The organism is Polaromonas sp. P5_D5 (assembly GCF_054049435.1).
In genome coordinates this window covers 270,668-297,457 of sequence record NZ_JBFUMJ010000004.1, presented here as the reverse complement: position 1 = coordinate 297,457, position 26,790 = coordinate 270,668, and the positions used below count along the sequence as shown (strand labels likewise).

The 26,790-nt window shown below is 63.2% G+C and carries 28 protein-coding genes and 1 riboswitch; of the genes, 10 read left to right on the top strand and 18 right to left on the bottom strand.

The features are described from left to right. Positions 1 to 149: 149 nt before the first annotated feature. Positions 150 to 1,016, top strand: coding sequence for a DUF72 domain-containing protein (locus ACXJKE_RS17815; protein ID WP_457281926.1), 867 nt, complete (start codon positions 150 to 152; stop codon positions 1,014 to 1,016). Here the strand turns inward: ACXJKE_RS17815 and asd are convergent. After that, positions 1,013 to 1,867: an archaetidylserine decarboxylase gene (gene asd, locus ACXJKE_RS17810; protein WP_457281925.1), complete on the bottom strand. Its 855-nt coding sequence runs from the start codon at positions 1,865 to 1,867 to the stop codon at positions 1,013 to 1,015. The two genes, ACXJKE_RS17815 and asd, sit on opposite strands and share 4 nt — an antisense overlap. A gap of 74 nt (positions 1,868 to 1,941) precedes the next feature. After that, on the bottom strand, positions 1,942 to 2,130 hold the full coding sequence (locus tag ACXJKE_RS17805; RefSeq protein ID WP_457281924.1) for a heavy-metal-associated domain-containing protein: 189 nt from the start codon (positions 2,128 to 2,130) through the stop codon (positions 1,942 to 1,944). Between the two features lie 167 nt (positions 2,131 to 2,297). Here ACXJKE_RS17805 and ACXJKE_RS17800 point away from each other — a divergent pair, with 167 nt between their 5' ends. The 4 genes from ACXJKE_RS17800 to alkB all read left to right on the top strand — a co-directional run bounded on the left by ACXJKE_RS17800 (position 2,298) and on the right by alkB (position 6,653). Further along, on the top strand, positions 2,298 to 4,739 hold the full coding sequence (locus tag ACXJKE_RS17800; protein ID WP_457281923.1) for a heavy metal translocating P-type ATPase: 2,442 nt from the start codon (positions 2,298 to 2,300) through the stop codon (positions 4,737 to 4,739). Continuing rightward, positions 4,732 to 5,145 carry a Cu(I)-responsive transcriptional regulator gene (gene cueR, locus ACXJKE_RS17795; RefSeq protein ID WP_457281922.1) on the top strand — a complete coding sequence of 138 codons (414 nt, stop codon included), beginning with the start codon at positions 4,732 to 4,734 and terminating at the stop codon, positions 5,143 to 5,145. Before ACXJKE_RS17800 ends, cueR begins: the two co-directional genes overlap by 8 nt. A 100-nt stretch (positions 5,146 to 5,245) precedes the next feature. Next, positions 5,246 to 5,989, top strand: a complete 744-nt coding sequence (locus tag ACXJKE_RS17790; protein WP_457281921.1) for a 2OG-Fe(II) oxygenase — start codon at positions 5,246 to 5,248, stop codon at positions 5,987 to 5,989. A 10-nt stretch (positions 5,990 to 5,999) separates the two neighbouring features. Beyond that, positions 6,000 to 6,653 (top strand): DNA oxidative demethylase AlkB, encoded by a 654-nt coding sequence (alkB, locus tag ACXJKE_RS17785; RefSeq protein WP_457281920.1) that lies wholly within the window; start codon positions 6,000 to 6,002, stop codon positions 6,651 to 6,653. Between the two features lie 15 nt (positions 6,654 to 6,668). On the opposite strand, the gene otnI is transcribed toward alkB, so the two are convergent. The 7 genes from otnI to ACXJKE_RS17750 form a co-directional block, all read right to left on the bottom strand. Further along, positions 6,669 to 7,502 carry a 2-oxo-tetronate isomerase gene (otnI, locus tag ACXJKE_RS17780; RefSeq protein ID WP_457281919.1) on the bottom strand — a complete coding sequence of 278 codons (834 nt, stop codon included), beginning with the start codon at positions 7,500 to 7,502 and terminating at the stop codon, positions 6,669 to 6,671. A gap of 5 nt (positions 7,503 to 7,507) precedes the next feature. Continuing rightward, positions 7,508 to 9,385: a SulP family inorganic anion transporter gene (locus ACXJKE_RS17775; protein WP_457281918.1), complete on the bottom strand. Its 1,878-nt coding sequence runs from the start codon at positions 9,383 to 9,385 to the stop codon at positions 7,508 to 7,510. Between the two features lie 51 nt (positions 9,386 to 9,436). Continuing rightward, complete coding sequence (gene chrA / locus ACXJKE_RS17770) at positions 9,437 to 10,828, bottom strand: chromate efflux transporter (protein WP_457281917.1); 1,392 nt, start codon at positions 10,826 to 10,828, stop codon at positions 9,437 to 9,439. Next, positions 10,825 to 11,706 carry a chromate resistance protein ChrB domain-containing protein gene (locus ACXJKE_RS17765; RefSeq protein ID WP_457281916.1) on the bottom strand — a complete coding sequence of 294 codons (882 nt, stop codon included), beginning with the start codon at positions 11,704 to 11,706 and terminating at the stop codon, positions 10,825 to 10,827. The genes chrA and ACXJKE_RS17765 overlap by 4 nt, the downstream gene beginning before the upstream one ends. A 116-nt stretch (positions 11,707 to 11,822) precedes the next feature. Further along, a complete protein-coding gene (gene metW, locus ACXJKE_RS17760) occupies positions 11,823 to 12,431 on the bottom strand; it encodes a methionine biosynthesis protein MetW (protein WP_457281915.1) in 609 nt (202 codons plus the stop codon). Then, entirely contained in the window at positions 12,428 to 13,588 is a 1,161-nt protein-coding gene (metX, locus tag ACXJKE_RS17755) for a homoserine O-succinyltransferase MetX (RefSeq protein ID WP_457281914.1), read from the bottom strand. Before metX ends, metW begins: the two co-directional genes overlap by 4 nt. A gap of 135 nt (positions 13,589 to 13,723) precedes the next feature. Further along, on the bottom strand, positions 13,724 to 14,281 hold the full coding sequence (locus tag ACXJKE_RS17750) for a TMEM165/GDT1 family protein (RefSeq protein WP_457281913.1): 558 nt from the start codon (positions 14,279 to 14,281) through the stop codon (positions 13,724 to 13,726). After that, a riboswitch (yybP-ykoY riboswitch) is annotated at positions 14,271 to 14,473 on the bottom strand. (Overlaps the previous gene by 11 nt.) A 159-nt stretch (positions 14,474 to 14,632) precedes the next feature. On the opposite strand from ACXJKE_RS17750, the gene ACXJKE_RS17745 reads away from it, so the two are divergent. Next, positions 14,633 to 15,835, top strand: coding sequence for an ammonium transporter (locus ACXJKE_RS17745; RefSeq protein WP_457281912.1), 1,203 nt, complete (start codon positions 14,633 to 14,635; stop codon positions 15,833 to 15,835). 45 nt (positions 15,836 to 15,880) lie between these two features. On the opposite strand, the gene ACXJKE_RS17740 is transcribed toward ACXJKE_RS17745, so the two are convergent. The 5 genes from ACXJKE_RS17740 to ACXJKE_RS17720 all read right to left on the bottom strand — a co-directional run bounded on the left by ACXJKE_RS17740 (position 15,881) and on the right by ACXJKE_RS17720 (position 19,351). After that, entirely contained in the window at positions 15,881 to 16,369 is a 489-nt protein-coding gene (locus tag ACXJKE_RS17740; RefSeq protein WP_457281911.1) for a DoxX family protein, read from the bottom strand. Between the two features lie 42 nt (positions 16,370 to 16,411). Next, positions 16,412 to 17,269: an HvfC/BufC family peptide modification chaperone gene (locus ACXJKE_RS17735; RefSeq protein WP_457281910.1), complete on the bottom strand. Its 858-nt coding sequence runs from the start codon at positions 17,267 to 17,269 to the stop codon at positions 16,412 to 16,414. Continuing rightward, on the bottom strand, positions 17,266 to 18,150 hold the full coding sequence (gene bufB, locus ACXJKE_RS17730) for an MNIO family bufferin maturase (protein WP_457281909.1): 885 nt from the start codon (positions 18,148 to 18,150) through the stop codon (positions 17,266 to 17,268). The genes ACXJKE_RS17735 and bufB overlap by 4 nt, the downstream gene beginning before the upstream one ends. 91 nt (positions 18,151 to 18,241) lie before the next feature. Further along, entirely contained in the window at positions 18,242 to 18,523 is a 282-nt protein-coding gene (locus ACXJKE_RS17725; RefSeq protein ID WP_457281908.1) for a BufA1 family periplasmic bufferin-type metallophore, read from the bottom strand. A 171-nt stretch (positions 18,524 to 18,694) separates the two neighbouring features. After that, positions 18,695 to 19,351 (bottom strand): TlpA family protein disulfide reductase, encoded by a 657-nt coding sequence (locus tag ACXJKE_RS17720; RefSeq protein WP_457281907.1) that lies wholly within the window; start codon positions 19,349 to 19,351, stop codon positions 18,695 to 18,697. Positions 19,352 to 19,402: 51 nt separating this feature from the next. Here ACXJKE_RS17720 and ACXJKE_RS17715 point away from each other — a divergent pair, with 51 nt between their 5' ends. The 3 genes from ACXJKE_RS17715 (at position 19,403) to ACXJKE_RS17705 (ending at position 21,345) form a co-directional block, all read left to right on the top strand. Further along, positions 19,403 to 19,969 carry a sigma-70 family RNA polymerase sigma factor gene (locus ACXJKE_RS17715; RefSeq protein ID WP_457281906.1) on the top strand — a complete coding sequence of 189 codons (567 nt, stop codon included), beginning with the start codon at positions 19,403 to 19,405 and terminating at the stop codon, positions 19,967 to 19,969. Positions 19,970 to 19,986: 17 nt separating this feature from the next. After that, the gene (locus tag ACXJKE_RS17710; RefSeq protein ID WP_457281905.1) at positions 19,987 to 20,238 is read left to right on the top strand and encodes a zf-HC2 domain-containing protein; all 252 of its coding nucleotides are present in this window, start codon (positions 19,987 to 19,989) and stop codon (positions 20,236 to 20,238) included. Between the two features lie 639 nt (positions 20,239 to 20,877). After that, entirely contained in the window at positions 20,878 to 21,345 is a 468-nt protein-coding gene (locus ACXJKE_RS17705) for an RNA recognition motif domain-containing protein (RefSeq protein WP_457281904.1), read from the top strand. A 151-nt stretch (positions 21,346 to 21,496) separates the two neighbouring features. On the opposite strand, the gene ACXJKE_RS17700 is transcribed toward ACXJKE_RS17705, so the two are convergent. From ACXJKE_RS17700 to ACXJKE_RS17685, 4 genes are all read right to left on the bottom strand, one after another. Then, positions 21,497 to 22,273 carry an SDR family oxidoreductase gene (locus tag ACXJKE_RS17700; RefSeq protein WP_457281903.1) on the bottom strand — a complete coding sequence of 259 codons (777 nt, stop codon included), beginning with the start codon at positions 22,271 to 22,273 and terminating at the stop codon, positions 21,497 to 21,499. A 31-nt stretch (positions 22,274 to 22,304) separates the two neighbouring features. Beyond that, positions 22,305 to 22,970 (bottom strand): LPS export ABC transporter periplasmic protein LptC, encoded by a 666-nt coding sequence (lptC, locus tag ACXJKE_RS17695; protein WP_457282087.1) that lies wholly within the window; start codon positions 22,968 to 22,970, stop codon positions 22,305 to 22,307. A gap of 77 nt (positions 22,971 to 23,047) precedes the next feature. Beyond that, positions 23,048 to 23,644, bottom strand: a complete 597-nt coding sequence (locus ACXJKE_RS17690) for a KdsC family phosphatase (RefSeq protein ID WP_457281902.1) — start codon at positions 23,642 to 23,644, stop codon at positions 23,048 to 23,050. A 38-nt stretch (positions 23,645 to 23,682) separates the two neighbouring features. Continuing rightward, positions 23,683 to 24,675, bottom strand: coding sequence for a KpsF/GutQ family sugar-phosphate isomerase (locus ACXJKE_RS17685; RefSeq protein ID WP_457281901.1), 993 nt, complete (start codon positions 24,673 to 24,675; stop codon positions 23,683 to 23,685). Between the two features lie 116 nt (positions 24,676 to 24,791). Between ACXJKE_RS17685 and ACXJKE_RS17680 the strand changes: the two genes are divergently transcribed. Further along, positions 24,792 to 26,786 carry a cation:proton antiporter domain-containing protein gene (locus tag ACXJKE_RS17680; protein WP_457281900.1) on the top strand — a complete coding sequence of 665 codons (1,995 nt, stop codon included), beginning with the start codon at positions 24,792 to 24,794 and terminating at the stop codon, positions 26,784 to 26,786. The last annotated feature ends 4 nt before the right edge of the window (positions 26,787 to 26,790 follow it).

The window sequence follows — 26,790 nt, the reverse complement described above, 5'->3', positions numbered from 1 at the left end:
CTACTGTACGCTTCCGACACAGACCGTGCCACCGGCCAAGGGAAGACCCGCAATTGGAGAACTCAACCTACAGCGCCTCGCAGGCGGCGTGGGCAAAGATAACTCCTCTAATTGGACGAGAAAGCAGACAAGTACGCCACGGAGCCGCCATGACACCAGCAAGCCGCGCACACGCGCCATCTTCCGCCGCCACGCCTTCCACGGCAGCCGATTCCCGCATCCGCGCTGGCGTGGGCGGCTGGACCTTTGAGCCCTGGCGCGACAACTTTTTCCCAGCCGGCCTGGCGCACAGCCGCGAACTCGAATACGCAAGCCGCCGGCTGAGCGCCATCGAGGTCAACGGCACCTACTACGGCACGCTCAAGCCGGCCAGCTTCAGGAAGTGGCACGACGAGACGCCGGACAACTTCATGTTTTCCCTCAAGGCCTCGCGCTACGCGACCAACCGCCGCGTGCTGGCCGAGGCGGGCGAGTCCATCCGGCGCTTCACTGAAAGCGGCATCAGCGAGCTGGGCGACAAGCTGGGCCCCGTCGTCTGGCAATTCATGCCCGGCAAGGTGTTTGAAGCAGGGGATTTCGAGGCGTTTCTGTCGCTGCTGCCGAAACAGGTGGACGGCCGGGCGCTGCGCCATGTCGTCGACGTTCGCCACGAGAGCTTTATGTCGCCCGATTACCTGGCCTTGGCGCGCCGTTACAAGGTCGCCACTGTATTTACCGACTCTGACAAATTTCCGTCTTTCGCCGACCTCACGGGTGACTTCGCCTATGCCCGCCTCATGATGAGCGAAGCAGGGCTGGAGACCGGCTACGAGGAAAGCGCGCTGAACGCGTGGGCTGAGCGCGCGCGGCAATGGGCTGACGGCTCCGCGCCGGCCGACCTGCCGACGCTGGAAGAAGCCCCGGCACAGGGCAAGGCGCGCGACGTGTTTGTGTATTTCATCAACGGTGCCAAGGAAAGGGCGCCGGCGGCGGCCATGGCACTTTTAAACCGCCTGGGCTTCACGCCTTCTGCCTAACCATAGACCGCCATGGCTTCGCCGAGCCGTATTTCGCGGCCGGGCGCCCACTCGGCATTGAACTGCAGCGGCCCTTTGGGAAACAGCATGACGACTGTGGAGCCCAGCAGGAAGCGGCCCATTTCCTCGCCCTGCTTGAGGCGAATGGCGGAGGCTGGCTCGTCGGGGTAATCCCATCGCCGCACCACCTTGCCGCGCGGCGGGTTCACTACGCCGTGCCACACCGTGGCCATGCTGCCAACGATGGTCGCGCCGACCAGCACCAGCACAAAGGGCCCGCGCGCCGATTCGAAAACGCAGACCACGCGCTCATTGCGCGCGAACAGCCCCGGCACGCCGCGTGCGGTAGCGGGATTGACGGAAAACAGGTCGCCCGGCACATAAATCATGCGCGTCAGCCGACCGCCTGCAGGCATGTGGATGCGGTGGTAGTCCCGGGGGCTCAGATAGAGCGTAGCGAAATGGCCGTCCTGGTAATGCGCCGCCAGCGCCGCATCCCCGCCCACCAACGCAGTGGTCGAATAACTGTGACCCTTGGCCTGAAAGATCTGGTCCTTCTCGATCGCACCGAACTGGCTGATCGCACCGTCCACCGGCGAAATCAGCTCGGCATTGGCCAGCGGCCGCGCGCCGGACTTGAGCGCACGCGTGAAGAAGTCGTTGAAGGTGAGATAGCTGCCGATATCGGAATTGAGCGCCTCGTCCATGTTGACCTGGTACTTGGCGACAAAGCGGCGGATGATTTCGGTGGTGACCCAGCCACGCTCGCGCGAAGCTACAAAACCGGCAAAGTTGGTCAGCGCCTGCTTGGGAAACAGGTATTGGGGGAGGACGGCGAATCGGTCGGACACTAGGCGGCTTGAATGGAAGGAGGAAGGGCCATTCTATCGACGCCGAAACGTCTTTTCCGCCGGATATCGGCGTGCTACTGTGCGGGATAACCCGCCTCGGCCAGCGCAGCCGCCACGGCTTGCCGGCCTTGCGAAGATTGCACCACAACCTTTTTGCCGGGCAAGTCCACACTGACCTGCGCCGCTGCATCCAGCGATTTGATGGCCTGGGTGACGGCGCCAACGCAGTGGCCGCAGCTCATGGCGGGGATATTAAATTCCATAAAGACTCCTTGGAAGCTGTCTGAGAGATTGGTACAGGGATTACCCAGAAGTCTGAACCTTCCCATGGGGGCAGGGTCAAGCGTAGCCCGGCAAGTCCTGCCTCGATTCAGGGCTATTACACCAAGGCGCTTGACCCTCCCATGGTGGTAAGGTTGAGACTACAGGCATGAACACCCCATCCACGTTAAAAACATCTCCCGTCATGCCGGCGCTGACCGAGTGGCAGTTTCCCGTCCAGGGCATGAGCTGCGCGTCCTGCGTGGCGCGTGTGGAACGTTCGCTGGCCAACGTCCCGGGCGTTGAGGACGTGAGCGTCAATTTCGCGACCGAACAGGCCAGCGTCAAGGTGCGCGCCGGTGTCGGCATGGACGCCCTGAAGACCGCCGTCGCCAAAGCCGGCTATAGCGTGGCCGAACAATCCTTGCGGCTCAAAATAGACGGCATGACCTGCGCCTCCTGCGTGTCGCGCGTCGAGAAGGCGCTCAAGCAGGTACCCGGGGTGCTGTCGGCCAGTGTCAACCTGGCCACTGAAACCGCGGAAGTCAGCGTGGCCGGCGACGGCGCCTTATTGCCTGCGCTGATGGCGGCAGTGGCCAAAGCGGGCTACCACGCGTGTGAAATCCCCGCTTCCGGCACTCCCGTGGACAAACCCGCCGCCGCCTGGTGGCCCATCGTGCTGGCGGCTGTCCTGTCTGCGCCGCTGGCGCTGCCCATGGTCGGGACGCTGTTCGGCAAGGACTGGATGCTGGGCGGCTGGTGGCAATGGCTGCTGGCCACGCCGGTGCAGTTCTGGCTGGGCGCACGCTTTTACCGCGCCGGCTGGAGCGCCTTGCGCGCCCGCACCGGCAACATGGATTTGCTGGTCGCGTTGGGCACCTCAGCCGCCTACGGCCTGAGCATCTATCAATTGCTGCGGCATGGCGGCCATGGCATGGCTCACCTGTATTTTGAAGCCTCGGCAGTCGTCATCACACTGGTGTTGTTGGGCAAATGGATGGAAGCGCGCGCCAAACACCAGACGACTGCCGCCATCCGCGCGTTGCAGGCGCTGCGCCCCGGCACCGCGCGCCGTCGGCGCGATGGAAGGGACGAAGACGTAGCCTTGCAAGACATACAGCTCGGCGACCTGGTGGTGGTGCGCCCTGGCGAACGCATCGCGGTCGACGGCGAGATCGTCGAGGGCTCCACGCAGGTGGACGAATCGCTGATCACCGGCGAAAGCCTGCCTGTTGCCAAGCATGCGGGCGACCACGTGACTGGCGGCGCGGTCAATGCCGAAGGCCTGATCGTGGTGCGCACCACGGCCATAGGCGCGGAGTCCACGCTGGCCCGCATCGTGCGCATGGTCGAATCGGCCCAAGCCAAAAAAGCACCGATACAGCGGCTGGTGGATCAGGTCAGCGCGGTGTTTGTGCCAGTGGTGATCACCATTGCCCTGGTGACGTTGCTGGGCTGGGGCCTGGCCACGCAGGACTGGGAGGCGGCCATCCTCAATGCGGTCGCTGTGCTGGTGATCGCCTGCCCCTGCGCACTGGGGCTGGCAACGCCTACCGCCATCATGGTGGGCACCGGCGCCGCCGCACGCCAGGGCATCCTGATCAAGGACGCGGAGGCGCTGGAAGTGGCGCACAGCGTCAAGGTAGTGGCTTTTGACAAAACCGGCACGCTGACCGAGGGTAAGCCCGAACTGGTGGCGCTGGAGCCCAGCGCCATCGCTGCCGATGAGCTGCTGGCCTGGTCGGCCGCCATCCAGTCGGGCAGCGAACACCCGCTCGCCCGCGCGGTCACACGGCGCGCGGCGGAGCAGCAGCTTGAGATTCCCGCGGCGACAGAGTTGCGCGCCGTCGCCGGCCGCGGCATGGCCGCCGTGGTGGCAGGCCGCGAACTGCGACTCGGAAGCCCGCGCTTCATGCAGGAGCTGGGTCTGGACTTGAACAACCTCGCCGCACTGAACGCTCGCGCAAAAGAACTCGAAGCCGAAGGCCGCACGGTGTCATGGCTGGCCGAAGTCACCGGAACACCGCGGCTTCTCGGGCTGATGGCGTTTGGCGACACGCTCAAAAGCAGCGCGGCGCCGGCGATTGCCCGCCTCCACGCATTGGGCATTCAAACTGCTTTGGTGACCGGCGACAACCCCGGCAGCGCCGAAGCCGCGGCGCAGCAACTCGGAATAGACCTTGTACATAGCCAGGTGTTGCCGCAAGACAAAGCCGCCATCATCGGCCAGCTCAAGGCTGGCGTGCAAGCGCAAGGCGGGCGTGTGGCCATGGTGGGCGACGGCATCAACGATGCGCCGGCCCTCGCCGCGGCCGATGTGGGCATCGCGATGTCCACTGGTACCGACGTGGCCATGCACGCAGCCGGCATTACGCTGATGCGCGGCAACCCGGCTCTGGTGGCGGACGCCATCGATATTTCGCGCCGCACCTACGCCAAGATCCGCCAGAACCTGTTCTGGGCCTTTATCTACAACGTGGTCGGCATCCCGCTGGCTGCACTGGGGCTGCTCAGCCCCGTCATCGCCGGCGCCGCCATGGCGCTGAGCAGCGCCAGCGTGGTGATGAACGCCTTGCTGTTGCGCCGCTGGAAAGGAAGCACCCATGACTGACACCATTGATACAGGCCCGCTCAACATCGGCCAGGCCGCTGCGCACTCGGGCGTGTCGGCCAAGATGATTCGCCACTACGAGTCGCTGGGCCTGCTGCCCACGGTGCACCGCACCGACGCGGGCTACCGCCAATACGGCGAAAAAGAAGTGCATACGCTGCGCTTCATACGCCGCGCCCGCACCTTGGGTTTCAGCATGGCCGAGATCACCGAACTGCTAAAGCTGTGGCAGAACAAGCGCCGCGCCAGCGCGGACGTCAAACGCATCGCACTGGCCCATGTGGCCGATCTGGAGCGCCGCATCGCGGAGATGGAGGCGATGAAGCAGACCCTGGGGCACCTGGCGCATTGTTGCCAAGGCAACAGCCGGCCCGACTGCCCTATCCTGACCGAGTTGGCGGCTTGATCGCGGCTGAATGAAATGTCCGGTTCTGGCGAGCGTCAGCGAGCCGTCGGATTTATCCTGAGCTGTTGATGGACGCTCCATCGCCCTGACGAATTGCAGCATGCCACTTGTTTCTGAAGCACCTATCCTGTTGCCCGACCCAACTGAAGCCGGCGCTGGCCCGGATGACTGGGCGCACATCACAGCCACACTGAACCGCCACGGCAGCGCTGTGCTGCCACAGCTGCTGAGCGCGCAGGAATGCGAAACCGTGGCCGGGCTGTATGCCGGTGCATGCCATTTCCGCAGTCGCGTGGTGATGCAGCGCCACGGCTTTGGCCAGGGCGAATATCAGTACTTCAATTACCCGCTGCCGGACATCGTGGCGCGGCTGCGCACCATGCTTTACCCGCAGTTGGTCGGCGTAGCCAACGCCTGGAACCAGGCCATGGGAGTCGATGTACGTTACCCGGTTGCCCATGCTGACTTCCTCGCGCGCTGCCACAAAGCCGGCCAGGAGCGGCCTACGCCGCTGCTCTTGCAATATGGCCCCGGCGACTACAACTGCCTGCACCAGGACCTGTATGGCGAGCACGTGTTCCCGATCCAGGTCGCGGTGCTGCTGTCGCGCCCGGGCGAAGATTTCACGGGCGGCGAATTTGTGCTGACCGAGCAACGCCCGCGCATGCAGTCGCGGCCCGAGGTGGTGCCGCTGCGGCAAGGCGATGCCGTGGTGTTTGCCGTGCACCATCGCCCGGTACAAGGCAGCCGGGGGTTTTACCGGGTCAATATGCGGCACGGCGTGAGCACGGTGCGCAGCGGGCACCGGCATACGCTGGGCATTATTTTTCATGACGCGCAGTAAAGGAAATGATTTGACCTTGGGGCTTTTCGATGAAGTGCCGACACCTTATGCGGTGCCCGAGCTGATCGCGCCGGGCGCCGTGTTGCTGCGCGGCTTTGCCCGCGAGGTGGATGAAGCCTTGCTACAAGCCGTGGAAGACGTGGTCGCGGCCGCGCCACTGCGCCATCTGGTCACACCGGGCGGCTACACCATGTCGGTCGCGATGAGCAACTGCGGCGCGCTGGGTTGGGTGTCCGACCGCAGCGGTTACCGCTACGACACCAAAGACCCGCTCTCTGGCAAGCCCTGGCCTACGATGCCAGGCAGCTTCTCCGAACTCGCTCTGCGCGCCGCAGCGGAAGCGGGCTTTGACCACTTCCGCCCGGACGCCTGCCTGATCAATCGCTATGAACCCGGCGCGCGGCTGTCGCTGCACCAGGACAAAGACGAAGGCAACATGGACGCACCGATTGTGTCGGTGTCGCTGGGCCTGCCTGCCGTGTTCCTGTTCGGCGGCTTGAACCGCAGCGGTCGCCCCGCGCGATACCGCCTGGTGCATGGCGACGTCGCGGTGTGGGGCGGCCCATCGCGGCTGGCCTATCACGGCGTGGCGCCGCTGGCCGAGGGTGAGCATGCGCGCCTGGGCCGGCAGCGCATCAATCTGACGTTTCGCTGCGCGCGCTGAACAGGCCGAACGCGCTCAGGCGCGTTCGCGAAATTTTTTCAACCAACCCAGACCGGCCGGCGTAGCACCGGCTTCTGCGCCGCGCAGCGGTTTGTACTCGCACCCCACCCAGCCGCTGTAGCCCAGCTCATCCAGCAACGCAAACAGATAGGGATAGTTGATCTCGCCAACATCCGGCTCATTGCGGCCAGGCGCACCGGCGATCTGCAGATGGCCCACATGGCCCGTGGGCAAGTATTTGCGCAGCTTCATGGCCAGGTCGCCTTCAACAACCTGGCAGTGGTAGAGGTCCATCTGCACCTTGACGTTGAGCGCGCCCACTTCACGGATGATTTCATGCGCGTGGTCTTGCCGGTTCAGAAAGAAACGCGGAATGTCACGCGTGTTGATGGGTTCGATCAGAAGATCCACACTCACCTTGGCCGCCAGCGTGGCGGCCTCACGCAGGTTGTTCACATAGGTGGGCTGCACTGCTTCCCGCTCCATCCCCTCCGGCAACACACCCGCCATCACGTGGATGCGCGGGCAGCCCAGCGCTTGCGCATAGTCGAGCGCAATGGCGATGCCGGCGCGGAACTCGGTCTCATGGCCCGGCAGGCAGGCCGTGCCTTTTTGCGAGGAGGCCCAGGCCTTTTCAATACTGGCCACATCCACGCCGCCGGGCGGAGCGTTGAACAGCACCAGCTGCTGGCCGTGCTGCTGCAGGATGGCTTTGAGCGCCGCTGGTTCCCATGCATACGGCGAGAGGATCTCCACAGCCGTGAAGCCGTCACGCGCAGCGGCGGCAAAGCGTTCGGCCATGGGTAGCTCGGTGTACATCCAGCTGAGGTTGGCGGCAAATTGGGGCATGGGTTTCAGGGGCTAGGTGTGTCGGGGCCAGGCGCGGACTGGCATTCCCAGAATATCCGCGCGGTGCAGTGGCGGCAAATCTCCGGATCCAGCTTGTTGAAGATGGTGGCGATGGCGGTGAACTTGTCGGGGAACTGGTGCTCTGGCCCGAGCACGCTGGTAAAGCCGGTCTTGCGCCACATGCGGATCACCTCGGGCCGCGGCCGGTGAAAGTACAGATCGCCGCCCATGGCGCGGCGTGCGGCGAGTTCAGCCTCCCAGAGCTCGGCCCCAGCCAGGTCAATGAAGTTCATGCTCTTGCCCATGACCAGCAGGTGTTTTTGCGGCTGGGACTGGGTGCGCAATGCGTGCAGGATGTCGGCCACGTGCTGGGTCGCGCCGAAATAGACCTCGCCTTCCATGCGCAGCAATTTGAGCTGCGGGCATTCTGGCAAGGCCTGGGGCGTCGCTTCCACCGACGCGTCGGCCTTCTGCGCGGGAACGACGTCAACCCCTGCGTCAACGCTGTTGTCAACGACCACGAACTGCCGGTCCAGGCCGCGGCTGTCAAAGCCCATGGTGCGCATGGCGGGCTTTGACGTGCGGTAGAGAAAAGACATCAGCGACAAAATCATGCCCAGCAAGATCGCGATCTCCAGCCGTATCGTGACGGTGGCCACCATGGTGGCCAGCGCCACACCGAAGTCGCTGCGGCTCAAGGTGAACAGCTGGCGCCAGCGCGCGAAGTCCAGCAGCGCGAACGCCACCAGCACCAGCAGCGCCGCCAGCGCGGCCATGGGGATTTGCGCGAGTAGCGGCGCGCTCACCGCCACCAGCGCCAGCAGCAACAAAGCCGAAAACACCGAGGCCAGCGGCGTGCGCGCACCGGCCTCCAGGTTGGGCATGGAGCGGTTCATCGAGCCGCAGGAAACGTAGCTTGAGAAAAACCCGCCAACGATGTTGGACAGGCCCTGGCCGCGGAACTCGCGGTTGGCGTCTATGCGTTGGCCCGAGCGCAGCGCCACCGTCTTGGCGATCGAGATCGCCTGGCCCAGCGCGACGATGGTTAGCGCAAACGCCAGGCCGATAAGGTCGGCGGCCTGCGCCCAGCTGATGCGCGGCACTTCGAACCTCGGCCAGGGTATGGGGATCTGGCCCACAGTACGCAACGAGGCGGAGGGTGCGGCACCGGGATGAAGAAGGCCGCTCCACACCCAGGCCAGCGCAGTGGCCACCGCCAATCCGATCAACATGTACGGCCAGTTGCGGCGCAGGTGGCGCAGCAGCAGCGCGACGCCCAGGGTGATGGCCGCAACACCCAGCGCCATGGGCTGGGCGGAAGTGATCTGCGTGAGAACATGTCCAAGAACCGCGGCCGCGCTGTGCTCAGGCGCGGCCGGCAGGCCCAGCAGGTCGGGCAACGCATGCACGGCGATCAGCAGCGCCGCGCCCGAAGTAAAACCAAACAGCACCGCCGGTGAAATGAAGTTGGCCAGCACACCCAGGCGCAACGCGCCAATCAGCCACTGCATGACGCCCGCCATCACGGTGACGGCCAGCGCCAGCTGAATGTAGAGCGGGCTAAAGGCCATGGCCAGCGGCGAGAGCATGGCGAACAGCGCCAGCGAGTTGGCGTTGGTGGGCCCCGACATGACATGCCGGCTGGAACCGAAAAGCGCGGCGATGATGCAGGGGATCACGGCGGTGTAAAGGCCGTAGGCCGGCGGCAGGCCGGCCAGCGTTGCGAAGGCAATGCCTTGCGGCAGCACCAGCACTGCGCCCAAGAGACCCGCCATCGCATCGGCCCGCACAGTAGCAGGCGACACCTCGCGCACCCAGTCGCCAAAAAGGCGTTCCAGGAGCGGGATCGACGGCCGGGATGCGCTGGGGGCTGAGGGTTCCATCACGAGGGCCTGAGCATACCGCGCCCAGCCCCCGGTCATCCAGCGCCGCGATCAGGCCAGGCCGGACAAGCGCAGCAGCAGGCCGGCGAGCGCCGACGCCGCAATCACCTGAATCACGCCGCGCTTGTAGCGCAGCAGCGCCACGGCGGCACCCAAAGTAATGGCCAGCGCATAAAAGTCCACCCGGGCCAGCCAGGGGCCACCGGTGTTCGCGCGCAGGGCAATGTGCGCCAGGAAAAACAGCGCCAGGCTGGCGATCACGCCGACCACCGCGGCCGTGATGGCCGTGAGCGGCGCAGTGAAATGCAGCTTGCCGTGCGTGGACTCCACCAGCGGCCCACCTGCCAGAATGAACAGAAAGGAGGGCAGGAAGGTGAACCAGGTCACCACGCTGGCTGCCAGCGCCGCGCCCAGAAACAGCATGTCCGGGCCCAACACCTGCTTGGCCCAGCCGCCCATAAAGCCGACGAAGGCCACCACCATGATCAGCGGGCCGGGCGTGGTTTCACCCAGCGCAAGCCCGTCGATCATCTGCGGGCCGGTCAGCCAGTGGAACTGCTCCACCGCTCCCTGGTAGACATAGGGCAGGACCGCATAAGCGCCGCCGAAGGTGAGCAGCGCAGCCTTGGTGAAGAACCAGCCCATCTGCGTCAGCGTGGCATCCCAGCCCCGTGTCGCCATCAATGCCCCTATGGGCAATAGCCACAACACCGCGCCCACGCCCAGTACGGCGGCCAGGCGCGAAGGCTTGAAGCGGGCGTGCTCCGGTGTCGGCGTGTCGTCGTCGATCAGCGCCGGCCCATATCCAAGCCTGGCCTCGCCATGCCCCGCGCCACCGGAAAACTGTGCCGGCGAGAAGCGGGCCCCCAGCCACCCCACCACCGCCGCGCCAAGTACGATCAGCGGAAACGGCAGGTTCAACGCATAGATTGCTATAAAACTGATAGCTGCTATCGCCCATAGAACGGGGGCCTGGGCCGGTTTTCTTAATGAGCGTGAGCCGATGCGATGCACCGCCTGCAGCACAATGGCGGCGACCGCCGGCTTGATGCCGTAAAACAGGCCGGCGACCAGCGGCACATCACCAAAGGCCACATAAACCCAGCTGAGCGCGATCAGGATAAACAGTGAAGGCAGCACAAACAGCGCGCCTGCCACGATGCCGCCCCAAGTGCGGTGCATGAGCCAGCCGATGTAGGTGGCCAGCTGCTGTGCCTCGGGGCCGGGCAGCAGCATGCAGTAGTTCAGCGCATGCAGAAAGCGCCGCTCGCTGATCCAGCGTCTTTGCTCGACCAGTTCGCGATGCATGATGGCAATCTGCCCGGCGGGCCCGCCAAAGCTGATGAAGCCGAGCTTGAGCCAGAACTTGAGCGCGTCGGCAAAAGACACGGCCGACGGCCGTTCATGGGGCAAAGGGAGGGAAGAGGGCAAGGCGGTGGTCACTTGGCGGCTCCGGTCATGGCTTCTGGTTTCCAGTTGTGCGGCTCGCCTTGCGCACTGCGGCACCATGCGTAGAGCGCGTCGTATAGCGGCATGGCAGCCTCCAGCATGGCGTGGTCGTCGTCCGCGTGCAGGCGCGACAGGCCCAACGAGAACGCCAGCAGGCCGGCCGATTGCGGCGCGAGTTCGAGGCGGTCTGTATCGGCGCCACGCACGATGCGCGCCAGGGTGGCCAGCGCGGGATCTGTCAATCCAAAGGCCCGCATCAGAGTGTCAAAGCTGCACAGCTCGCCTTCATGCGAGACCGGCGCGCCAGGAATGTCGTAGGCCACGGCACCCAGCCGTTTTGCTTCACTCAGCACCTGCAGAGTCGGCACGTAGAAGAATTCCGCGCGCTCATCGATGAAGCGCCGTACCAGCCAAGGGCAGGCGATGCGGTCGATTTTGGGCCGCTCACGCGTGATCCAGCGCGAGGGCTGCTCGCCGGTGACGCCCCATTCGGGCCGCTTAAAGACGGTGGCGGGGCGCTGCGCGCGCCATTGGGCGATGTCTTGCGGCGTATCAACGCCGTCTTCACCACCTTCGATACCGCCGGCCAGCGCGTAAGCATTCCAGCCCGCGGCGCGCAGCTCGGCGACAGCATCCGCGCTGACGTTGTGTCCATAGACGCAATACACCACGACTTCGCGTGGCGGCTGTGACGCGGCAAAGGCCGCCACATTTTCCGGTGCGCAGCGCTGGGCACCTGCAATTAGACGGGGGCTTTCAAGGAATTTTCCTTTGCGCCTCACATCGAGCAGCAAAGGTGCATCGGCACGGCCCATGCGGGCGGCGAGTTCCTGGGGGGAAATGGAGGGAACGGAAAGGGTAGAGGTGTCCACGGAGTACTCCAATGAGTTGCCAGCGCTTGGACGGGACACCGTCTATCTGTGAAGATTCGGGAGGCTGAAATCCCGATGCGCGAATACTAACACCAGAGCGCGTCCTTGCGCCAATCCTAACTCCGCTGGAACTTGAAAACCGCCCGGCTGGCACGGGCATTCGGCCAAAAGCGGACTTCGCGGCCATCCTGCAAGCCGAAGGAATCCAGGATCTGCAACTGGTTTTGCAGCGCAAGCGCTTCAAAATCCTGCAGCGTGCCGACACGGATGTTGGGCGTGTCATACCACTGGTAAGGCAACACCTTCGTTACCGGCATGCGGCCGCGCGCAACAGCCAGGCGGTTGGGCCAGTGGCCGAAGTTGGGAAACACGACGATGCCGGCGCGGCCTACACGCGCGGTTTCACGCAGCATGGTTTCGGCGTTGTGCAGGTGTTGCAGCGTGTCGATCTGCAGCACCACGTCAAACGAGCGGTCGCCAAACAGCGCCAGGCCCGCTTCCAGGTTGAGCTGGATCACGTTGACGCCGCGCGCCACGCAGGCCTGGACGTTGGCGTCGTTGATCTCGACGCCGTAGCCCGAGCAGCCGCGTTCACGGATCAGGTAGTCCAGCAGCTCGCCGGTGCCGCAGCCCAGGTCAAGCACGCGGGAGCCGTGGGGCACCAGCCGGGCGATCGACAACATATCGGCCGAAGGCTGCACATTGAGTTCGACGGGCAGGTTCATACGGCCACCTTGCTCTGGAAGTAGGAACGCACCACACCGAGATAGCGGTCATCCTCCAGCAAAAAAGCATCATGGCCGTGCGGTGCGTCGATTTCGGCGTAGCTCACATCACGCTGGTTGTCGAGCAGCGCCTTAACGATTTCGCGGCTGCGCGCGGGGGAAAAGCGCCAGTCGGTGGTGAAACTCACGAGCAGGAACCTGGCTGTCACATGGGCCAGCGCCTGGGTGAGGTTGCCGCCATACACCCGGGCTGGGTCGAAGTAGTCGAGCGCGCGGGTAATCAGCAAATAGGTGTTGGCGTCAAAGTACTCGCTGAATTTGTCGCCCTGGTAGCGCAGGTAGCTTTCGATTTCGAACTCGATGTCTTGCGTCGTGTATTTATAGGGGGCATCGGCATTCACCGTCTCGGCTACCGCTTGCCGTAACTGACGGCCGAACTTCTCGTTCATCACGTCGTCGCTCAGGTAAGTGATGTGGCCGATCATGCGGGCGATGCGCAAGCCGCGTTTGGGCAGCACGCCGTGACGGTAGAAATGGCCGCCGTGAAAATCGGGATCGGTCACGATGGCGCGGCGGGCGACTTCGTTGAAGGCGATGTTCTCGGCGGTGAGGTTGGGCGCGCTGGCCACCACCACGGCGTGGCGCACGCGGTCGGGGTATTGCAGCGTCCAGGCCAGTGCCTGCATGCCGCCCAGGCTGCCGCCCATCACGGCGGCCAGGGTCTGGATGCCCAGGCGGTCCAGCAGGCGGGCCTGGGCGCTGACCCAGTCCTGCACTGTGACGACGGGGAAGTCGGCGCCGTAGAGCTCCTGCGTGTCGGGGTTGGGCTGCATGGGCCCGGTGGAGCCGAAGCAGGAGCCTAAATTGTTGACGCCAATGACGAAGAAGCGGTCAGTGTCGACCGGCTTGCCGGGGCCGATCATGGTGTCCCACCAGCCTTCGGATTTGGCTATCGGCTGGCCCTGCGCATCGAGGTACACGCCCGCCACATGGTGCGAGGCATTGAGCGCGTGGCAGATCAGCACGGCGTTGGATTTGTCGGCGTTGAGCTCGCCGTAGGTCTCATAGCTCAGGTCGTAGGCGCGTATTGACGCGCCGCTCTGCAGCGGTAGCGCCTCAACGAAATGCATGCTGAGCGGGGTGGCAATAAGTGTCAAAAAATCACCTGCTGAAAACAAAAAACCCGGCATCGCTAAAGCGAGTCCGGGTTTTTGGATGTCGTCTTTAGCTGTACTTTTTAAGCGCCCGCAAGCTGAGCAAATCGGCGCTGTGGACAGTATAGCAAGCCGGGGTCACATCAAAAGCGCAGCCAGGCCCAGGCCCGCAAAGATGATCGCCGACACAATGTGCACAGCGCGCAGCGGCACCAGGCGCGTGACGCGCTCACCGAGCCAGACCACCGGCGCGTTCGCCAGCATCATGCCCAGGGTGGTGCCCGCGACCACGCTGACGATGGCGTCGTAGCGCGCGGCCAGCATCACGGTGGCGATCTGTGTCTTGTCGCCCATTTCCGCCAGGAAGAAGACCAGCACGGTGGTGAAGAACACGCCGTAGCGCGGCGGCTTTTCCTCCTCGTCCGCGTCCAGCTTGTCGGGCACCAGCATCCACGCCGCCATTGCCAGAAACGAGGCGCCCAGGATCCAGCGCAGCATTTGAGGGCCGATCAGCGTGGTGACCCAGGCGCCGGCGGCGCCGGCCAATGCGTGGTTGACCAGGGTCGCGACAAAGATACCGGAGACGATGGGCCAGGGCTTCTTGAAGCGGGCAGCGAGGATAAGCGCGAGGAGTTGCGTCTTGTCGCCCATTTCGGCGAGGGCGACGATGCCCGTTGAGACGAGGAAAGCTTCCATTCAAAAAAACTCCGGCCGAAAACCCATGACTGCACGGCATCCCCGGCCTGAAGCGGAGGCTGTGTAGTCAAAGGTCTCGCGTGATCCGAAGACCGCTTGCGCCATGTCCAGAAGAACAGGTTCCAAGGACAAGTCTGTTGACGCAAGCCCCTTTCAGGATTGAAAGGCTGGCTACTCCCCAATGACAGCTTTCATTATATCGGCGGGCGTCCAAGCGCTTTCAGACTGAAATGGTGCGCACAGTTGTTCGCTCGCACACTTGAGGCGCATTTCTTGCTTGTATTTGGTGCGATTATGGGAATTTCTCTGGAATCGCACCAATAAATAGCAATTTCATTTGAAGAGGGACTTATGGAAGCACTAAAACAGGGCTCAGATGCCTTGTTCATCCTGCTGGGCGGCATCATGGTGCTCGCCATGCACGCCGGTTTTGCCTTTCTGGAACTGGGCACGGTTCGCAAAAAGAACCAGGTCAATGCCCTGGTCAAGATCCTGGTGGACTTCTCGGTATCCACCGTGGTGTATTTCATGGTGGGCTATGGCGTAGCCTACGGCACCCATTTTTTCGTTGGCGCAGAGCAATTGGCGGCCAAAAACGGCTATGAGCTGGTCAAGTTCTTTTTCCTGCTGACCTTTGCCGCAGCCATTCCAGCGATTATTTCGGGCGGCATCGCCGAGCGGGCGCGCTTTTATCCGCAGCTCATCGCGACCGCCGTCATCGTCGGTTTCGTCTACCCCTTCTTCGAAGGCATCGTCTGGAACCAGCACTTCGGGGTGCAGGCCTGGATCAAATCGCTGACCGGTGCGGAGTTTCATGATTTCGCGGGCTCCATCGTGGTTCACGCCGTGGGCGGCTGGCTGGCCTTGCCGGCGGTGATTTTGCTGGGCGCGCGCAGCAACCGCTACCGCAAGGACGGCGCAGTGTCGGCCCATCCGCCTTCGAACATTCCTTTTCTGGCCCTGGGTGCCTGGATCCTCACTGTGGGCTGGTTCGGCTTTAACGTGATGAGCGCACAGACCATCGACAAAATCTCCGGCCTGGTCGCCGTCAACTCCCTGATGGCCATGGTCGGCGGCACACTCGCCGCCCTGGTGTTTGGCAAGAATGACCCGGGGTTTGTGCACAACGGGCCGCTGGCCGGTCTGGTGGCGGTATGCGCAGGCTCAGACCTGATGCATCCGCTGGGCGCGCTGGTGACGGGCGGCGTCGCCGGCGGCGTGTTCGTCGTGATGTTCACGCTGACGCAGAACAAATGGAAGATTGACGACGTACTGGGCGTCTGGCCGCTGCATGGCTTGTGCGGCCTGTGGGGTGGCATCGCGGCCGGCATCTTCGGCAACCAGACCCTGGGGGGGCTGGGCGGTGTGAGCTTTGGCGCCCAGCTGCTGGGCAGCGCCATGGGCGTGGCCTGGGCGCTGCTGGCGGGCTTTACTGTCTATGGCGCCCTCAAGTCCACGATGGGCCTCAGGCTGAGTCAGGAAGAAGAATTTGAAGGTGCGGATTTGTCCGTCCACCGCATTGGCGCCACACCGGATCGCGAAGTCAACTGGTGAGAGGATGAAGCTGGGATAGAGCCCTGCGAGAGCCCTATTTCATTATTAATGTCCGCGTTGAAGGCGTTGTACCACCCAGCGGTCCAGCGACCATGGGCCCAGGCCGTAAATGGCCAGCCCCGCCAGCAGCGAGCCCCAGAACACATGCTGCTGCAGGGCGGCCGGCGCAATCTCGCTGAGCGAGATCACCGCCACGGCATTCACCACGAACAGCCCCAGGGGCGAAAACCGCCCTCCCAGGCCCAGCACGAGCAGAACCGGCAAGGCGATCTCGCCTGCAGTACCCATGGCTGCGGCCAAAGCGGGCGGCAGCAAAGGGACTTTGTACTCGTCGGTGAAGAGGGCTACGGTGATTTCCCAGTCCCTCAGCTTGGTCAGGCCCGAGAGAAAGAAGACCTGCGCGATGTACAACCGGGCCAGCAGGGCTGCAAGCGGCTGGAACGAATCCAGCAAGCGTGTCAGCAGGCGCCACAGGCCCAGGCCGCGCTGCAAAACGCTTGCTCGACTTGCATGGGCGGTGTTGACGGTGTTCATGGATGTTCCCCTTGGGTTGTTATGAAAATTAAAAGAACTGCGCTAAGCGGCACGAACCGGCCGGGAATTCAGATGCGTCAATCGGTACGCCCCCGTGACAAGGCCATCTTGCACGGCCGGGCCCAGCCAGTTTTCGAAGCTGAACGCCGCTGTGGATTCCATCGCGCCGCTCGGCGCACATTCCAGTGCACTCCCCAGCACAGCTTCCAGCGAGCGCCCGGCTTGAAGCGCCGCCAGCAAGGCATATTCAGCCGCAGTGACGGCGCACGCACGAGGCTTGAAGCCTTGCCGCCAGATCAGCGCGTGCTCCGCCGCGCCGGCGCGCAGCAACGCAGCCGCCTCAGCCAACGCAGGCTCGCCCAGCAGGTGGGCGTTGACAATGCTGGCCACCGGATAACCGCTGGCCAGCAGAAAAACACCGGCGCCCAAGGTCAGCGTGATCTCTGCAGGATCAGCCTCTGATAGCAGGGCAAAAGAACGCGGATCGGGCCGGGCGTCGGCGGCTGTCGCTGCCTGGTGCAGCGCCCACTCAACGCGGGCGACGTCGCCCAGGTAGGGTTCGTCCGCCAGTTGCGGGGCGGCCTCCAGGAAAGCCGCGAGCGCATCGCCCCAGCAAGCCATGTCGCCCCGGCAGGGAGGATGGCGCAGCCAGAAATGCCGCGCCAGCGCCGCAAAACTCTCGCCCCCGATCAGCTGCGCCAGCACCGGATAGGCCGCGCCCAGCGCCCGTTCCGCCAACGCCAGCCCGTTGGCCTGGTAGGCCTGCAAACCCCGGCGCGCCAGCGGTGCATAAGCCCCTCCTGGCTGAAGGTGAGACCAGAGGCCGCTGTCGTCGCGCTCGCCCAGCAGGGCGTGCAGCAATGCTTGCTGTTGCCGGGCCAGCATGTCGATTCCGTTCATGCGCTCACCGCCTGCGGAGCGCCTGCCGTGATGCTTCGCGCGTGTACGGCTTCCTCCAACAGCACCTGCAACGGCGGAATGTCGGTGTCCCATTCCACCAGCGCCGGCACGCTGCCAAAGCGCTGCCGGGCGCGACGATAGATCTGCCAGACGTCGGCGCACACGCGGCTGCCGTGATCGTCGATCACGATGTCACCGCCATCATGATGGCCGGCCAGGTGAAGTTCACCCACGCAGCCGGGCGGAATCTGCTCCAGCCAATTCAGGCAAGCGGCCAATGGGTCGGCCTCGTTGCCGGCAAGGCGAGCGTTGAGCGCATTGACATAGATATTGTTCACGTCGACCAGCAGGCCACAACCCGTGCGCGCCACCAGCTCACGAAGAAATGTGGTCTCCTCGCGATCCGAACTGTTGAAGTGCAGATAGGCCGACAGGTTTTCCACCAGCAGCGGCCGTTTCAGCCGGTCCTGCACGCGCTGCACGTTGGCGCAGATCACGTCCAGCGCCGCATTGTTGAAGGCAAGGGGCAGCAGGTCCGCGGCGTGGAGCTCGCGGCCCGCCGACGCGCCTCGCGCAAAACAGGCATGGTCGGAAACGCGGATTGGCTCGATGCGTGCCACCAGGCGGGCCAGCTGATCGAGATGCCAGGCATCGATGCCGCAGACCGAACCCAGGGCCAGCCCGACACCGTGCAGGCTGACAGGATAGTGTTCACGCGCCTGGCTCAGCACGGCCAGCGCGGCACCACCTTCCGCAAAAAAATTCTCGGAATGGACCTCGATGAAATCCACATCAGGCAAGGACTCCAGCAGCTCGCCGTAATGGGGGTGCCGCCAGCCGATCCCGCAGGTGGCAGTGCCCGTGTGATGTGAGGGGGACATGGTGAATGCTGTGCTGGTCTGGCGGAAGGGATCTAGAGGGGCTGCCGGCTACACGGCATGCCCGACTTTTTGCCTTGGCAAAGATGCGTGCTCAGCTCTTCTTTTCCATGGCCTTCATCTTGGCCTGCTCTGCGGTCATGCCCTTCATGCTGGCGCAAGTGCCCTTGGCAACATATTTCCATTCGTTGGCATCGGCGCCGACCTTGGACTGGCCGGCGCAGGAGTGCGTGCCGCTCAGGTTGGCGCAGTCGTTCTGCCCGGCGGTAGTGATGCCGTAGCACTTTTCTTTTTCCTGGGCGGCGGCGGGCGCTGCGACGAACATGGTGGACAGCAGGGAGGCTGCAGCGGCGGCAATCATGGCGCGTTGGTTCATGGTGAAAGCTCCTGTTAATTCGTGAAGTGTGAAAGTTGAATAAAACAACCACGGCAGAATTTTTTTGTTTTTCTGTGTGGTTGCGAATTAGTCTGACCCGCTCCGGTTTTCTTACGCGTGCCAAAAAATTTTTTTGCGCCGGACCGGATCGTTAGCCCACGCCTGCTTTTGCTACAGCAAATCGGCGATGCGATCCCAGGCTTCGGGAGGGATGCGGCCCACATAGCGCTCGACCACATTACCTGTCTTGTCGACGAGAAATGCGGCCGGCAGCTGCAGGGGCTTGCCGATGTTGTCTTTGTAGCCGCCGTCACCTGTCCACAGCTGCACAAACCGCTGCTTCACGGGAATGGTGCGGGAAATGATGCGTTCGTAATCGAGGAAATCCTGCATGCGCGAGTCGGTGTTGACGGCGACAAGTTCAAAAGGTTTGCCTGCCCAACCCTCGTAGTTGTTTCGCAGCTCAGGCATCTTGTCGCGGCACACAGCGCAGCCGGTTGACCAGAACATCACCAGCACCACCTTGCCCTTCAGCGAAACCAGCCTGAAGGGTGCGCCCTCAATCGTCTTGCCCTCGATCTGCGGCACGGCGGCGGGCACCATCGCGGGGGCAGGTGCGCTTGCGGCCCTGGCAGCTGCCGGGACTTGGGCGATGGCTGATGCAATTGACATCAGGGACGCAAGAGACAAGAGCAAGGCCCGCCCGTAAATTCCGTTGGGCTGGCGGCTGGCGGTTTGGGAAAACGTGTGTTCGGTCGGGCTCATGGCGATGTCCTTGGCGGTGGTGTATTGGGTAGTAGTCGCAGCCCAGCCACGGTCCTTACGCATTTCGTCCGATTTTTTCTGGCAAGGCGGCCGCGTGCGGCTAGACTTCCGGCCATGCCTACTTTTGAAGAGCAGCTGGTTGAACACCGCGTCTATCTCCTTCGTTTTGCGCGCCTGCAGCTGCGCAACGATGAATGGGCCGAGGACGCCGTGTCGGAAACGTTGCTGGCGGCTTTGTCCAAGCCGCAGTCTTTCGGCAACCGCTCCCAGCTCAAGACGTGGCTTGTCGGCATTCTCAAGCACAAGGTCATTGACCTGATCCGCAGCAATGCGCGCATGGTGGCCGTGCCGGACGCCCGCGGCGACGAAGAGGGTGACGAGCTCGACCGGCTCTCTTTCCAGGCTGACGGGCATTTCACCGAGCCGCCCAACGACTGGGGCAATCCGGACCAGACCCTGCAGCAGGTTCAGTTCTTCCAGGTACTGGACGCCTGCATGGAGCGCCTGCCACCTGCACTGGGGCGGCTGTTCCTGATGCGTGAGTGGCTGGAGCTTTCCTCGCAGGAAGTCTGTAAGGAACTCTCACTGACACCGACCAACCTGTATGTCCAGTTGCATCGGGCACGCCTGCGCCTGCAGGAGTGCCTGAATATCCACTGGTTTGGCAAACTCAGCACCTGATACGGCCGGCCCTTAACGTGAAACCCAACATTACCCTGTTAAGACGCACCTGCCGCGAGGCTGCGGCATTGCTGATCGCGCGGGAAGACCGCGCACTCCGTTTGCCCGACCACATTGCGCTCAAGCTGCATCTTCTGGCCTGCGATGCCTGCCCGAAGTTTGAGAACCAGATTCTGACCATGCGCGCCGCGATGACGCAGTGGCGCAACTATTCGGATCTTGCCGAGGCTGGCTCCACCGAATTGCCGCCCGATATTCGTCCCAAATAACGCGCCGCCGAACGGGCGAAGGCGGTCGCCATCTCATCGAATAAATATGGATTCGGATTGAATCATTGCAATTTTTTGTAACTATTTTCCTTCCGCGCGCGCGTCAACTGTCCTGCTTATGGCTTTTAACGGACACATCCTCGCTTCCAGCATCAGGGCTGTCCGGAGAGAACTTACGACTCTGATTTCTTCGCGCCGGTAGCCTCTATTCATTGGTAAATCCATAAACAGTAGGCGCTAACTTATTAAGCAGGGCCGTAAATTCGGGCCACTAATAGCGCTTTATTGTTAAGCACCCGCGTAGCTGGTGCGAAAACCTCATCCCGGGCTTTTTGTTGTGCCATCTTCAATAGAAGTGCTTTGGGTTACCCTCCGCGGCCTTCAAGTCAGCGGACAGGTCGATACAAAAATCGTAAACAAGCCCGGGAAGCCCCTGTTTATGCGGGCTTGCGAGGCCCAGGCAGTAACGCCAGCTGGTTGTCTTTTTGATAACTGACGCATAATATGCCGGTGCGAGTGTCACTATTCGCACACGTTAGGTGATCGGTCAGTTTCGCGCGCTACAGCGGTACGTATCAAGATTTGTTGTGCTTTCGGGACCCCATCGCTTTTGTTTTTGTGTTTTAGAGGAGTCCCTTCATGGGCAACAAACTTTACGTCGGCAACCTGCCGTACTCGGTCCGCGACGAAGACCTGCAACAATCTTTTGGCCAATTTGGCGCTGTCACCAGCGCTAAAGTCATGATGGAACGCGACACCGGTCGCTCCAAAGGCTTTGGCTTTGTCGAAATGGGCAGCGATGCAGAAGCCCAGGCAGCTATCAACGGCATGAACGGCCAGCCTCTGGGCGGCCGTAGCGTTGTCGTGAACGAAGCACGTCCCATGGAGGCACGTCCTCCACGTAGCGGCGGCTTCGGCGGCGGCGGTGGTGGCGGCTACGGTGGTGGCGGCGGCGACCGTTCCGGCGGTGGTGGCTACGGCGGTGGCGGCGGTGGTCGCTCCGGCGGCGGCGGTGGCGACGGCGGTTTCCGCAGCCCCTACGGCGGCGGCGGTAGCGGCGGTGGCCGTTCCGGTGGTGGCGGCGGTGGTGGACGCGGCGGCTACTAAGCCCTGCAGAACCCCCTCTTCAGCCTCTGGTTGAAGAGCGCTTAAAAGGCTTCAAGACTTCGGTTTTGAAGCCTTTTTGCTTTGTAGTGCCCAATAAATGGGCGCGAGCAGCTCCTGTTTTGATAGCGCAGCGCGCAAAAGCGCCCGGCTCTCAGCTCTCGCCCTGGCGATGCTTGCGTGCGCGGCCAGACAAAGCCTTGTCGAACACCGCATTGGGCAGCAGACGCAACAGCTTGGCCACCACACCCATTTGCCAGGGGATCACCCGGTAGCTGCACCCCGCCTGGATGGTGGCAAACGCTTTTTCGGCAAATACCTCGGCCTTCATCAGAAACGGCATGGCATAGCGGTTTTCGCGGGTCAGCGGCGTGTCGATGTAACCTGGGCAAATCGTCACCACCTTCACGCCACTGGGGCGCAGTTCCCCGCGCAGGCTTTCGCAATAGGCGATGACTGCAGCCTTGCTCGCGCAATAGGCGCCATGGCCGGGAAGGCCCCGTATGCCGGCCACGCTGCCAATACCAACCAGTGTTCCTGTGCCTCGCGAAACCATGCCGGCGATGAACGGGTGAAAGGTGGCTGCGACACCGATATTGTTGGTCGCAAAAGTCCGGGCCATGACCTCAAGGTCAGCACGCACCGCGGAGTCCATGCCGATGCTGATACCGGCATTGGCAATCACCACATCGGGCACGCCCTGCGCGGCGATGCAAGCCTCGCCGGCGGACACAATGCTGTCGATGTCGGATACGTCTGCGCCGTAGACCTGGTAGCGGCTCGCACTGATGGCATGGGTCTCGGCCCAGGCCTGGACCTCGGCGGTTCTGCGAGCAGCCAGCGCCAGCCGATAGCCTGCAGAATAAAAACGCAGTGCCAATGCCTGACCGATACCGCTGGAAGCGCCGGTGATAAATACGAGTCTGGACATGGTGGGCAGTCGTTGATTAGAGAGTGTCGCGTTAGCGGGTCGCTGGTGCGTTGCTTGCCGGATTGACGGGTGGTGCAGGCGTGAGAGTGGGCAAGGTACCAGCACCTGCAGCGCTGGCCGCGGAACGCGGGACGAGAATGCCGCGGACACGTCCCTTGAGATCGGCCACCTGGTCCAGGTTGTCGTAGGCAAAAGTGTCACCGGTGAACTGGTCGGTGCCGCGAATCAGCAGCACCGGTTTGTGCGACTTCACGCGCTCGTCATTCAGGAAGGCATGAAGAAACTCACCGCGAAATTCCATGCGCGGCGTTTCCTTCCCGTTCGCATCCTGGCTCGCCTCCCTGACCACTACCGCATTGCCCGTCAACTGCACTTCCGATCCATCACCGTTGGTGTAGGCCCGGTTGGCCGTAGCCGTCGTGATGCGCTTTTCCACATTAATGCTGCGGATGCGCACCTGGTCAATTTCCAGGATGTCGGTGTCGGCGAAATGCCGGGCCTCTGTCCCATAAATTTCGCTCTTGAGCTGGCCCCCGTCGTCAAACGTCTTGACGGTGAACTTGCGCATGAAATAGTCCACATCGTGGCTCGCCTCCCTGGCCACTTCCGGCGTGCTGAAGATCGGGGTGTTGCGCACAAGCCAGTAGGTACCCAGCGCCAGCACCCCCATCATCACCAGCGGCATGTAAATGGCCATGCTGTCCCAGACGCGCAGAAAGCGTCGCCACACATTTTTCAGGTGCAGCAGGGCGCCGCGGTTCTTCGCCGCGGTGCTCACTGGCTGTACTCCTGAAGGAGCCCGGCATAGCGTCCGCTGGCAACCAGCAGCACATCACAGAACTCGCGTGCGGCGCCATGGCCACCAGGTGCTTGTGTCACATGATGGACCATCGCACGAACCTCCGCGTGCGCGTTGATCGGCGCGCAGCTCAATGCCACACGGGACAGAACAGGCAGGTCGGGCCAGTCGTCACCCATGGCTGCGGCAGCGCTCCAGTCCAGCCCCAGGGCCTGCAGCGTGAGCTCGGCGGCCGGGCGTTTGTCCTCCGTACCGAAATGGGCATGGGTGATGCCGAGTGCCTGCAAACGTGCGCGCAGCACGTGGCTATCGCGCCCGGTGATGACGGCGGGAGTAATGCCGGCCCTCTGGAGCAACTTGAGGCCATGGCCGTCCAGCGTGTTGAACCGTTTGACGATCTCACCCGAAGCGCGATAACCACCTGACGCCACAGCCAGTTCATGGCCGTCGGGGTATTCGGAAAAATACAGGCCACCGTCCGTGAGTACGCCGTCAACGTCAAAAAATGCCACCTTGATGCCTTGCGCGCGCAGCAGCAGTTCAGGCGGAAAGCTCAGTGTTGGAGTAAGCATCTATCGTTTCACCGCAAGCCAAATAACGGGTGCAAGTGTCATATCACTTTTGCGCGCATCAGGTCGTTGGTATTCAGCGCCCCGCATAACACCCCTGCGTCGTCCACAACCAGCACGCTGGTGATGCGGTGCTGCTCCATCAATGCCACAGCCTCGACAGCCAGCGAATCCGGCTGTATCGTGCGCGGATTGGCGCGCATCACATCGCCCGCCTTGCTGCTGCGCAGGTCCACGCCTTTTTCGACCAGCCGGCGTAAATCGCCGTCGGTAAATATACCGAGCACCCGCCGGCTGCCGTCCACCACCGCAGAAGCCCCAAGTCCCTTGGCGCTCATTTCACGCATGAGATCGGTGAAGCTGGTGTCAGCCAGCACTTGCGGCACCGCATCGCCACTGCGCATCACGTCACTGACATGCGTGAGCAGCTTGCGGCCGAGCGCACCGCCCGGGTGGGAGCGGGCAAAGTCTTCTTCCTTGAAACCGCGCGCATCCAGCAGGGCGACGGCCAGCGCGTCACCCAGGGCGAGCTGCGCGGTCGTGCTGGCCGTCGGCGCCAGGTTGAGCGGACAGGCTTCCTGCGCCACGCTGCTGTCGAGCGTCACCCGTGCATGCCGGGCAAGCGTGGACTGTGCGCCCCCGGTAATTGCCACCATCGGTACGCCCTGACGGCTTAACACCGGCAGGATCATCGTCAACTCGGCACTCTCGCCGCTGTTGGAAATTGCGAGTACTACGTCGATGGCCTTGATCATGCCCAGGTCGCCGTGGCTGGCTTCAGCCGGATGCACAAACATGGCAGGTGTTCCGGTGGAGGCGAGTGTGGCGGCAATCTTGCGGCCTATATGGCCGCTTTTTCCCATGCCCATGACAACCACTCGGCCGCGGCACTGCAGCATCAACTCCACGGCCTGGGCAAACTCATCGCCCAGCCGTCCCACCAGGCCCAGCACAGCGGCGGCTTCTATTTCAAAAGTCTTCCTGGCTAGGCTCAGCACCTGTTCGGCATCAAAATTCACGGCGTCAAGGCTCATGGCTGCATTCTATAGAGGCGGGCAGGCCCCATCCTGCCGGCCTGCCGCCGCGTGAATGGGCCTTTGCCGCCTGCAAATCGTCAAGGCCATGCAATATCCTCGGCTACCATCAACGCATGAGCGCGCTTGAACTGACCCTGCTGTACCTGCTGGCTGCTGTGCTGGGTGTGGTGGCATGCCGTTCGCTCAAGCTGCCGCCCATGCTGGGTTACCTGGCGGTCGGCGTGGTCATCGGGCCCAACGCACTGGCGCTGGCGCAAAATTCCGACGGCGTCAGGCATTTGGGCGAGTTCGGCGTGGTGTTTCTGATGTTCGTGATCGGGCTTGAGTTCAACCTGCCCAAGCTGCGCTCCATGCGGCGTCACGTCTTTGGCCTGGGCCTGCTGCAAGTCACGCTGACCATCGTGCTGGCCACGGTGGGCTCGCTGTTCCTTGCCAGCATGGCCCCCGGTCTCTGGAAGATGGGCTGGCAGACCGCGCTGGCGCTGTCCGGTGCCATCGCCATGAGCAGCACCGCTATTGTGGTCAAACTGCTGTCGGAGCGACTTGAACTCGAATCCGAACACGGCAAGCGTGTCATGGGCGTGCTGTTGTTCCAGGACTTGGCCGTTGTGCCGTTGCTCGTGCTGATTCCGGCACTGGGCGCGCCCGCCGATGCGCTCCTGATGGCGCTGGCGATCGCGGGGCTGAAGGCGGCCGTGCTGGTGGGGCTGCTGCTCACCGGCGGGCAACGCATCATGCGCTGGTGGCTCACCATCGTGGCACGGCGCAAAAGCGAAGAACTGTTCGTGCTCAACCTGCTGCTGGTCACGCTGGCGCTGGCCTGGCTGACCGAGCGCGCCGGGCTGAGCCTGGCGCTGGGCGCCTTTATTGCCGGCATGCTGATCTCAGAGACGGAATACAAACACCAGGTCGAAACCGACATACGGCCCTTCCACGATGTTTTGCTGGGTCTTTTCTTCATCAGCATCGGCATGCTGCTGGACTGGCGGCTGGTGCTGGAACGATGGCCGCTGGTGCTGTTGCTGACGACGTTGCCTGTTCTCTTCAAGCTGGTGCTGGTTACCGCGCTGGCGCGTTCGCTGGGTGCAACAGCCGGCGTATCGCTGCGCACCGGCCTGTATCTTGCCCAGGCGGGGGAATTCGGCTTTGTGCTGCTTACGCTGGCCCAGCAAAGCAAGCTGGTGCCACCCGCACTGTTAAACCCCATTTTGGCCAGCATGGTGCTGTCCATGCTGGCGACGCCCTTCATCATCATGTACAGCAACCGCATTGTGATGAAGCTGGTTTCCAGCGAGTGGCTGCAGCAATCGCTGCAAATGACCACCATCGCGCGCAAGTCCATCAACGCCAACAAACACGTGATCATCTGCGGCTATGGCCGCTGCGGCCAGAACCTGGGCCACATGCTGGAGCGCGAAGGCATCCAGTACATGGCGCTCGACCTCGACCCTGACCGGGTACGGCAGGCCGCAGCCGCAGGCGATTCGGTGGTGTTCGGCGATGCGGTGCGGCTCCAGGCCCTGATGGCAGCCGGGCTGGCCCGGGCCAGCGCCGTGGTGGTAACTTATCTCGACACAGCCAGCGCCCTCAAGGTGCTGGCCAACACGCGCGCCCACGCGCCGACCGTGCCGGTGATTGTGCGGACGGTAGACGACCACGATCTGGAAAAACTCCAGGCAGCCGGCGCTACAGAGGTCGTGCCAGAGGCCATCGAAGGCAGCCTGATGCTGGCCAGCCATGCATTGGCGCTGGTGGGGGTGCCCATGCGCCGTGTGATCCGCGTCGTGCAGGATCAACGTGACGCCCGATACAACCTGCTGCGAGGCTACTTTCGCGGCGCCGACGACGACACCGTCAACGAGCTCGAGCAGGAGCGCCTGTCAAACGTCACATTGCCGCTGGGCACCAGGTCTGCCGGAAAACCCCTGGGTGCGGTGGCACTGGGCGCCGGCGGCGTGCGTGTGGTCAGCCTGCGCCGCAGCAATGGCAAGGCAGTGGCCGCGCATGACGAAACATTGCTGGAGGGCGGGGACACGCTCGTGCTGTCAGGCAAGCCCGAGGCATTGGCCATGGCCGAAGAGAAGCTCCTGCGCGGCCGTATCAACTGAGCAG